Origin of the sequence: Caballeronia sp., from assembly GCF_028292365.1 — a bacterium.
Taxonomy (GTDB): Bacteria; Pseudomonadota; Gammaproteobacteria; order Burkholderiales; family Burkholderiaceae; genus Caballeronia.
Genome location: NZ_JAQGMM010000228.1, coordinates 18970 through 28604 on the forward strand (window position 1 = coordinate 18970; position 9635 = coordinate 28604).

Genomic DNA, 9635 nt, shown 5'->3' on the forward strand with positions numbered 1-9635 from the left:
GATAAATCCGGGGGATTGTAAGCGATTGTTGTCACAGATTCAATAGCTTAGGGCCATCAAAAAACAAGCGGAGGAGCCTTAAAAACACGTCTCTAAAAGGAGATTTCGCTTGTATGGACAACGAGTTTGATTAACGCCGGATGTGGACTTGTTTCACGTCGTTTTTAAACAGGACACGAATCGCATTGCGTGCGCCGCACCATTTTTATCTGATCAAACGAGCCAGGCTCCAACAACCGCTGCGACGATCCAGAATGGAATGGAGATAAGGTGAAACGGACCCCACATGCCGCGTTCGCCTGAAAGCCGAACGGCAATCAGATTGGCGAGTGAGCCGATGGCGATGCCAAATCCACCCACGCTCACACCGAATGCCAGCGCTCGCCAGTCTTTCGAAAACTCGGCGAGCATGATCGCTGCGGGAACGTTGCTGATTCCCTGGGACAACACGGCGCCGGCAGCATATGCCTTGAACGGCGTATCCAGGCCCAGACCAGCTATTGCGTGATGTACCCACGGCAACGCGGCCACGCTGCGCAGCACGATGAACATCAGCACGAAGATCAGCAGCAGCAACCAGTCGATCTTCAGCACGACCTGACGTCGCCACAACAGGAAACCTACCGCAACGGCGGCCAGGCCGATGCCGGCATAGTGCGCATCGGCGAGAACCACGAATGCGATGAACGCAATGCCCGCGACCGTGCAGAGCGGGATATCGACGGAATGCGCTTCAGTGTCGCCGGAAAGATCGAGCGGCTTGTTGCGGAACATCACCGCGGCCAGCACGTAAAGCATTGCCATGAGCGCCGCGCATAACGGCAGCAATGCCCACACGAAGCCGCCGAAGGACACGCCGCTTGTTTGCCAGAGAAACAGGTTCTGAGGGTTGCCGAGCGGCGTCAGGATCGACCCGGCATTCACTGCAATCGCGATGAAGATCACCAGCCGCTTGATGGGAAGCGGCGCAAGTTTGTGCAGTGACAAAGTCAAAGGCACGACGGCGAACAGCGCGACGTCGTTGGTGAGCAAGGTCGAGAGCACTGCGGCGAGACCGATCAGCAAGAACGCCAGGCCGCGTTCGCCGTGAATCCGATGCACAACGCGGTGCGCCATCCACATGAGGAAGCCGGACAGCTCGACCGCCTTGGTCAGCATCAGCAAGCCGGCGAGCGTCAGCACGGTCTGCCAGTCAATCAACGCGGGTAACGATGCCCACGGCTTGGGATGCAAAACTTGCAGCGCGATGAGCGCGACAATCAGGATCGCCAGGACGGGCTCTTTGGTGACAAGCGCCCACGCTTTGGACAGTGGGTTCGTTCGGATGCGTTCGGAGTCCGCGGGCGACTGCATCGCGGCTTATGCCTGCGCTGCGGATGTACTGTCCGTGGTCGCCTTGCCGTTGACGGCGCCCGTGCGCAGCCGTCCCAAAATGCCTTCGAGCGCGTCGAGGTCACCGAAGTCGATCTGCAATTTGCCGCGCCCTCTCCCGCCCATCTTGATCTTCACGTTTGCCGACAGCAGGTCGGACAATTCCTCTTCGAGCCGACGCGTGTCGCGGCCTCCATCGTGCGCGGCGCGCGCTTTCGTGGCAGGCGCTTCCTTGGTCGTCGATGAAACCAGCTTCTCGGTTTCACGCACCGACATGCGCCTGTTGACCACTTGGTTGGCCAACTGGATCTGCGTGGCGGCATCGACGGCGAGCAGCGCGCGGGCATGGCCCATGTCAAGATCGCCCGCGAGCAGCATGGTTTGAACCGGCGTAGCCAGGTTCAGCAGGCGCAGCAAATTCGATACGGCACTGCGCGAACGCCCGACCGATTCCGCAGCTTGCTCATGCGTGAAATCGAATTCATCGAGCAGACGCTGAATGCCTTGCGCCTCTTCCAGCGGATTCAGATCTTCGCGCTGGATGTTCTCGATCAGCGCCATGGCCGCGGCGGCCTGATCCGGCACGTTCTTCACCAGCACCGGCACTTCTTCAAGGCCGGCCAATTTCGCCGCCCGGAAGCGCCGCTCGCCGGCAATGATCTCGTACCGGTCGTCGCCAATCGAACGCACCAGAATCGGCTGCATCACCCCTTGCGCGCGGATGCTCGCTGCGAGTTCCTGGAGCGCGCCTTCGTCCATTCGCGTACGCGGCTGATACTTGCCGGCCTGCATCACGTCAAGGCGCAGAACGCTCGGCAGGCCCTCGCTACGCACGGCCTCGGTGATATCCGAACTTCCGCCCAGCAGGGCCTCCAGACCGCGCCCAAGGCCCTTCTTCTTCATCGTTGCGCTCATCTTGCTTCCTCGTTCTGCCATCTTGACGCTGTGTCTGTTAAAGCGCGCGTACGCGCTCGATCATTTCCGTGCCGAACTGGATATACGCCTGCGCACCACGCGATGCCCGGTCAAACACGACACCGGGCAAACCGTAACTGGGCGCTTCGGCCAGACGGACGTTGCGGGGAATGACGACGTCGAAGAGCTTGTCGCCGAAATGCTGTTTCAGTTGATCCGATACCTGTTGCTGCAACGTAATACGGGGATCGAACATGACACGCAACAATCCGATTACCTTCAGGTCGCGATTGAGATTCGCGTGGACCTGCTTGATCGTGTTGACGAGGTCGGACAGGCCTTCCAGCGCGAAATACTCGCACTGCATCGGGATGACCACGCCGTGGGCGGCGCACAACCCGTTCAACGTGAGTAACGACAAAGCCGGCGGGCAATCAATGAGGATGAAATCGTATTCGGCTTCGACTTCGGTCAAGGCCTTGCGCAGCACGCGTTCCCGGTTTTCTACGCTGACCAGTTCCACCTCGGCGCCCGCCAGTTCGCGGTTAGCCGGCAAGACGTCGTAGCCGACTGCGTCCGTACGAGTACGCGCTTCAAGCACCGTGATCCCATTGACCAGCACGTCGTATACGGTGTTTTCGACCGCGGCTTTGTCGACGCCGCTTCCCATCGTTGCGTTGCCCTGCGGGTCCAGGTCGACCAGCAATACACGCTGGTCGAGCGCCGCCAGACTCGCCGCGAGGTTGACTGCTGTCGTCGTCTTTCCGACGCCGCCCTTCTGGTTCGCGACGCAGAAGATTTTTGCCATCGTGATGTGTCCCTTCTTTCCTGACTGGATTTCAGGTGCGCGTGAGATGTCGACTGCAGTGTTCAATGTGGGGCCGCTCCGATTTCAATTTCGATCAGGTGGCGCTCGGCGTCGAGCATGGGCACGCGGAGACGTTCGATACAGCAGACTTTCGCGTCGGCGGGAAGGCGAGCAATCTCGGCGTCCGGCCTGATTCCTTTCATCGCCCAGATGCGGCCGTTGCCAGCAACCAGATGACGCGCAAGTGTAACGAAGTCAGAGAGCTCTGCGAATGCGCGCGAGACGATTACATCGAAAAGACCTGGGACTTCTATACCAGGATGCAGGTTCTCGACACGTCCCGTCACAACCGACAAGTTGGTGAGGCCGAGTTGCAGCTTTGCCTGGGACTGGAAGGCTGTTTTCTTGTGAACAATGTCGTTCAGCGTGACTTGCCACTCGGGCAGGATGATTGCCATGACGATCCCCGGCAGACCACCACCGGAGCCAACATCGAGTGCTGACTGAGGCCCGGTACGGTGTGTGAGAAACGGGATGATCGCGAGAGAGTCAAGAATGTGCTGGATCAGCATCTGACGCGGATCGCGGATCGCCGTCAGGTTGTAAACCGCGTTCCACTTACCTAGCAGGGCCACGTAGTCGAGCAACTTCTGGCGCTGCTCGTCCGTCACGGCAATGCCGAGTTGCTCGATTCCTTCGTTTAGAAGCGTTGGTAGTCCGGCGTCCCCGGCTTCACGCTGCATCACGAAGCGGAGCGAACGCTGCTACGCCCGGCCCTGTTATGTGGCGCCCCTGCTGTTGCGCCATCGCGCCGGCCCAACGCCCGTTTGAGGTGGACCATGAGCAAGGAGATGGTGGCAGGCGTAATGCCGGAGATGCGCGATGCCTGACCGATCGTCTCGGGGCGGTGTTGCATCAGTTTTTGACGGGCTTCGAAGGATAATCCCCGCACTTCTGCGTAATCGAATGCTTCTGGCAAACGCGTATTCTCATGCGTGCCATTTCGCTCGATCTCGCCAGCCTGACGGTCGATGTAGCCTTGGTACTTCACCGCGATCTCGACCTGCTCTTCGATCTGGCCGAGCAAGATTGGATCTTGAGCCAGCGGCGTTTCGGGACCGGATGTGTGATTCCGCAGCGCACAAACGTCCGCATAGGTGACACTCGGACGCCGCAGCAAATCCGCCAAACTGTATTCGTGTTCAATCGGCTTTCCGAGCAGCGCGATAGATTCTTCTACAGGTAATGTTTTAGGGTTAACCCAAGTCGATTTCAAGCGCTGTGTTTCACGTGAAACAGCGTCGCGCTTTTCGTTGAACACGTTCCAGCGCAGGTCATCCACTACGCCAAGCGCCCTGCCCGCTTCGGTCAAGCGCATGTCCGCATTGTCTTCACGCAATGAAAGGCGATACTCCGCGCGGCTGGTGAACATACGATACGGTTCGGATACGCCTTGCGTGACCAAATCGTCGACCAACACGCCCAGATACGCTTCATCGCGGCGAGGACACCACGCTTCTTTCCCGCTAACTTGCAGCGCTGCGTTAAGACCCGCGAGCAGTCCCTGCGCAGCAGCTTCCTCGTAGCCCGTTGTGCCGTTAATCTGTCCCGCAAAGAACAGTCCACCGATCGCCTTGGTTTCCAACGATGCCTTCAATGCACGCGGATCGAAGTAGTCGTATTCAATCGCGTAGCCCGGCCGCAGGATGTGCGCGTGCTCCAATCCCTTCATGGAACGGACCAATTCGAGCTGGACATCGAAAGGCAAACTTGTGGAAATGCCGTTCGGATAGAACTCGTTCGTCGTCAGGCCTTCGGGTTCCAAGAAGATTTGATGCGAATCCTTGGACGCAAATCGATGAATCTTGTCTTCAATCGATGGGCAATAGCGAGGTCCAACGCCTTCGATAACGCCCGTGTACATCGGCGAACGATCGAGGCCGGCCCGAATGATGTCGTGCGTGCGCTCATTGGTATGCGTCACCCAGCACGGCACTTGTTGTGGATGCTGCTCGACGCGGCCGAGGAATGAGAACACCGGGACCGGATCGAGATCGCCCGGCTGTTCTTCGAGCTTCGAAAAGTCGATCGTCCTTCCGTCAATACGCGGTGGCGTACCCGTTTTGAGTCGCCCTTGCGGAAGTTGAAGCTCCTTAAGTCGCGCCGACAAAGACACCGCAGCCGGATCACCTGCCCTTCCGCCCGTATAGTTGTTCAGACCCACGTGAATCTTTCCGTCGAGGAAGGTACCAGCCGTCAACACGACCGCTTTCGCGCGAAATTTCACTCCAACCTGGGTCACAGCGCCAACCACTCGGTCGCCTTCGACGATCAAATCGTCCGCTGACTGCTGGAATAGCCAAAGATTCGGCTGATTTTCGAGCCGATACCGAATCGCTTGCTTGTAGAGGATGCGATCCGCCTGCGCCCGTGTGGCGCGGACAGCAGGTCCCTTCGATGAGTTCAGAATCCGAAACTGAATTCCCGCTTCATCGGTAGCCGCGGCCATTGCGCCGCCCAGAGCATCGATTTCTTTGACCAAATGGCCCTTCCCAATCCCGCCGATCGAGGGATTGCAGCTCATTTGACCCAGTGTTTCGATGTTATGAGTCAATAGAAGTGTGGCCGCGCCCGTTCGAGCCGAGGCTAAAGCGGCTTCAGTTCCAGCATGACCGCCACCAACGACGATCACGTCGAATTCAGTTGGATAAAGCATGGGTTCCCGCGCGAGATGGCGGACCTTCGAAAGAGATATCGAAGAATTATAGCCGGTTAGCTTTTGCGACGATTCAGGCAGACCGGCTAACGCGAAAAAAATGGCATGTTTCACGTGAAACATGCCATCGGGAGTCGCGCGGAATCCACTAGTAACACCCGGGCAAAAAAATAGCGTGTTTCACGTGAAACACGCCATCTAAAGCCGAACAAAGAAACGCTAAGCGACTTTCTTAGCCAACCCCAGGTACGTATCAATAACCTTCGGGTCATGAGCCAATTCGCTAGCAACACCTTCCATCGCAAATTCACCCGTTTCAAGCACGTAGCCATAGTCGGAAATCTGAAGCGCGGCGCGCGCATTTTGCTCGATCAGCAAGGTTGCGACGCCCGTCTCGCGTAACGCACTGATGATATGGAAAATTTCCTTCACGATTAACGGCGCAAGGCCAAGGCTGGGTTCATCCAGCATCAGCAAATCGGGCTTGCCCATCAGCGCGCGGCCAACCGCCAGCATCTGCCGCTCACCGCCCGACAATGTTCCCGCCGCCTGCTTCCGGCGCTCCTTCAAGCGCGGAAACAAGTCGAATACATGATCGAGTTGATCGAGGAAATTTCGTTCACCAGCGCGCTTTCGCCGATACGCACCTAGAACCAGATTGTCCTCCACGGTCATGCTTGCAAACAGCTCCCGCTTCTCCGGAACCAGGCACATTCCACGTGAAACACGTTTCTCGATTGCGAGCGCAGAGACATCTTCACCTTGATAGAGAACGGTTCCTTTCGCATAACCCGTAGAAGGAAGCGCACCCATGATGGCATTGAGCAAAGTGGACTTACCCGCGCCGTTGGGCCCAATAACCGAAACGATCTGCCCCGCGCCAACGGTGAGCTTGCCGTCGTGAAGCGCCTCGACCTTGCCGTAACGGACAGACAAACCGGCGACTTGAAGAATTGCATCAGCCATCAGTCCACCCCGCCCAGATAGGCTTCCAACACCGCCGGGTCTTTCTGGACATCCTCAGGCAATCCTTCTGCAATTCGGGTTCCAAACTCCATTACCACCAACCGGTCGGTCAGATTCATCACGAAATCCATGTCATGTTCTACCAGCAGGATGCTCATGCCCTCGCCCTTCAGGCGTCGTAGCAACTCCGCCAACTGCTGTTTTTCCTGATAGCGCAAACCGGCAGCGGGTTCATCGAGTAATAGCAAAGTCGGATCGCAGCACAAAGCGCGGGCGATCTCCAAAATGCGTTGTTGTCCGAGCGCCAGACTGCCGGCTTCATCGTAGAGATGCTTTTCCAGGCCAACGCGTTTGATCTGCTTCGCCGCTTCTGCCATCAAACGCCCTTCTTCCGCAGCATTCAACCGTGCGACGCTTCGCCAGACGCCCGTCTTTCCCCGCAGGTGCGCGCCGATAGCGACGTTCTCCAAGACCGTCATGCCCGATAACAACCGCACGTGCTGGAACGTCCGCCCAATACCGCGTTTGACGATTTCACGTGAAGTCAGGGCATCGATACGTTCGCCCTGGAAGGTGATCGAACCGCTCGTAGCTTGCAGCACGCCGGTGACCAGATTGAAAGTCGTCGATTTCCCCGCGCCATTCGGCCCAATCAATCCGATGATCTCGCCCGCTTTTACCTGGAAACTGACGTCGTTGACGGCGACCAGCCCACCGAACTCCTTGCGCGCTTTATCGACGACCAGCAAAGGCTCGCCGATGGTTGGCTTTGGGCGTTGCGGCAGCGCTTCCGCGTGCTCGGGAGCGCGGGCGCGCGGCCCGCTGGGAAAGAGACGGGCGACGAACGGCCAGACCCCTTGGCGTGCGTATTGGAGCAACAAGACCATCAATATCCCGAACACGATGATCTCAAAATTGCCGTTCGAGCCCAGCAGCTTGGGCAGCAAGGTCTGCAGATAATCTTGCAGAACGGTGAGGATTGTCGCGCCCAACACCGCACCCCAGACGTGCGATACACCTCCAACCACCGCCATGAACAGGAACTCGATGCCGTGGTTCAAACCGAACGGCGTTGGATTCACCGCACGCTGCAAATGCGCGTACAGGAAGCCTGAAATCGCGGCCAGCACGGCGGCATAGACGAAGATCACCACCCGCATCCACGCGGTGTTGACGCCCATGGCTTCGGCCATTGTGCCGCCGCCGCGCAGCGCCCGAATCGCCCGTCCAGGCCGACTATTAAGCAGATTCTGAACAGATACGACCGCGAGCAACACGACGACCCAGATCAAGTAGTAGATCGACCTTCCGGATTCCAGATGCCATCCAAGCAGGTTGAGGACCGGAATCCCGTTGATACCGTCGTATTTGCCGAGAAATTCGAGGTTCCCAAATAGGAAGAACAGGGACAGCCCCCACGCGATGGTCCCGAGCGGCAAGAAGTGGCCAGACAACCGCATGGTCACCATCCCGAGCAGCAGCGCGATCAGTGCTGTCAGCACCACGCCCACGATCAATGCAAGCCACGGCGACACGCCGAACTGGGTCGTCAGGTATGCCGTCGAGTAAGCGCCCACACCCACGAATGCCGCTTGCCCAAAGCTCGTCATCCCGCCAATACCCGTCAGCAGCACGAGCCCGATAGCGACAATGGAATACAAACCGATGTAGTTCAGCAGCGTGATCCAGTACTCGGGCGTCCGGACCGGATGCGGCAACACCGGCAACGCGAATACGACCAGCAGGAATACCCAGAAAAACTTGTTTCGCATGACGAATTTCATCGCGTCACTCCTCGTCTTCGTCTGAATGCGGGCTTGCCAGACTCCGCCATAGCAGCACCGGAATGATCAGCGTGAAGACGATCACCTCTTTGTAAGCGCTCGCCCAGAATGACGAATACGATTCAAGCAGCCCAACCAGCAGCGAACCCGCCGCAGCGAGCGGATAACTCACCAGGCCGCCCACGATCGCACCCACAAAGCCCTTTAGGCCGATCAGGAAGCCCGAGTCGTAGTAGATGGTCGTGATTGGCGCCACCAGGACGCCGCAGAGCGCCCCCAGGCCGGCCGCGAGCGTGAAGGCAAGCCGTCCCGCCTGCGTCGTGCCGATGCCCACCAGGCGCGCGCCAAGCCGATTCACCGAGGTCGCGCGCAGCGCCTTCCCGGAGATCGTGCGGTCGAAGTACAGATACAGCGCAACGATCAGCACCACGGCCGTCCCGACCACCCAGAGACTCTGTCCGGAAATGGACACACTGCCGAGGTTGAACGTGGCATCGGAGAAAGCATTTGTGCGCGAGCCTTCTGCCCCGAACATCACGAGACCGAGGCCGACCATCGCGAAATGCACGGCGACTGCCACGATCAACAGCAGCAACGTGCTGGCTTCGGCGATCGGTTCATAGGCCAACCGGTACACGAACGGTCCCATCGGAATCACGATCAGCAGCGCGAGTGCGACTTGCAGGATCATGGGCAGCGGCTGCATCAGTACACTCTGTGTCAGCCCATAAACTGCCACCGGGAACAGCAGATACTTGCCCGCCAGCACGGCAAGCGTGCGCGCTATGTGCCGGTGTCGCGACGGGTGCCGCACGATGCCCGCGATCTCCGCGACGAAGCACCCCACGCCCATGGCGATCAACAGCCAGCACGTTGCGGGCAGCTTCTGCGTTTGGAGCGCGGCCAATGTCAGCGCGCCGTACGCGACGAACTCGCCCTGCGGGATGAAGATGACGCGCGTCACCGAAAACACGAGGACCAGCGCGAGCGCGAGCAATGCGTAGATCGCGCCCGTGGTGATGCCGTCTTGCGCGAGAATCGCCGCAATCGATAAGTCCATACTTCCTCTTTAGGA

8 protein-coding genes are annotated in these 9635 nt (G+C 58.7%); all 8 read right to left on the minus strand.

Annotation, left to right across the window (positions count from 1 at the left end):
• Positions 1-213: 213 nt before the first annotated feature.
• The 8 genes from JWR14_RS14025 to JWR14_RS14060 all read right to left on the minus strand — a co-directional run bounded on the left by JWR14_RS14025 (position 214) and on the right by JWR14_RS14060 (position 9620).
• Positions 214-1353, minus strand: coding sequence for an SLC13 family permease (locus tag JWR14_RS14025; protein WP_299707608.1), 1140 nt, complete (start codon positions 1351-1353; stop codon positions 214-216).
• A gap of 6 nt (positions 1354-1359) precedes the next feature.
• Positions 1360-2286 carry a ParB/RepB/Spo0J family partition protein gene (locus JWR14_RS14030; protein ID WP_299707611.1) on the minus strand — a complete coding sequence of 309 codons (927 nt, stop codon included), beginning with the start codon at positions 2284-2286 and terminating at the stop codon, positions 1360-1362.
• A 37-nt stretch (positions 2287-2323) separates the two neighbouring features.
• Positions 2324-3094: an AAA family ATPase gene (locus JWR14_RS14035; RefSeq protein WP_299707629.1), complete on the minus strand. Its 771-nt coding sequence runs from the start codon at positions 3092-3094 to the stop codon at positions 2324-2326.
• Between the two features lie 62 nt (positions 3095-3156).
• A complete protein-coding gene (gene rsmG, locus JWR14_RS14040) occupies positions 3157-3837 on the minus strand; it encodes a 16S rRNA (guanine(527)-N(7))-methyltransferase RsmG (RefSeq protein WP_299707631.1) in 681 nt (226 codons plus the stop codon).
• Complete coding sequence (gene mnmG / locus JWR14_RS14045; RefSeq protein ID WP_299707614.1) at positions 3837-5810, minus strand: tRNA uridine-5-carboxymethylaminomethyl(34) synthesis enzyme MnmG; 1974 nt, start codon at positions 5808-5810, stop codon at positions 3837-3839. The genes rsmG and mnmG overlap by 1 nt, the downstream gene beginning before the upstream one ends.
• A 219-nt stretch (positions 5811-6029) precedes the next feature.
• A complete protein-coding gene (locus JWR14_RS14050; RefSeq protein WP_299707617.1) occupies positions 6030-6776 on the minus strand; it encodes an ABC transporter ATP-binding protein in 747 nt (248 codons plus the stop codon).
• Positions 6776-8560 carry a branched-chain amino acid ABC transporter ATP-binding protein/permease gene (locus JWR14_RS14055; RefSeq protein ID WP_299707620.1) on the minus strand — a complete coding sequence of 595 codons (1785 nt, stop codon included), beginning with the start codon at positions 8558-8560 and terminating at the stop codon, positions 6776-6778. The genes JWR14_RS14050 and JWR14_RS14055 overlap by 1 nt, the downstream gene beginning before the upstream one ends.
• Before the next feature lie 4 nt (positions 8561-8564).
• Positions 8565-9620, minus strand: a complete 1056-nt coding sequence (locus JWR14_RS14060; protein ID WP_299707623.1) for a branched-chain amino acid ABC transporter permease — start codon at positions 9618-9620, stop codon at positions 8565-8567.
• Between the last annotated feature and the right edge of the window lie 15 nt (positions 9621-9635).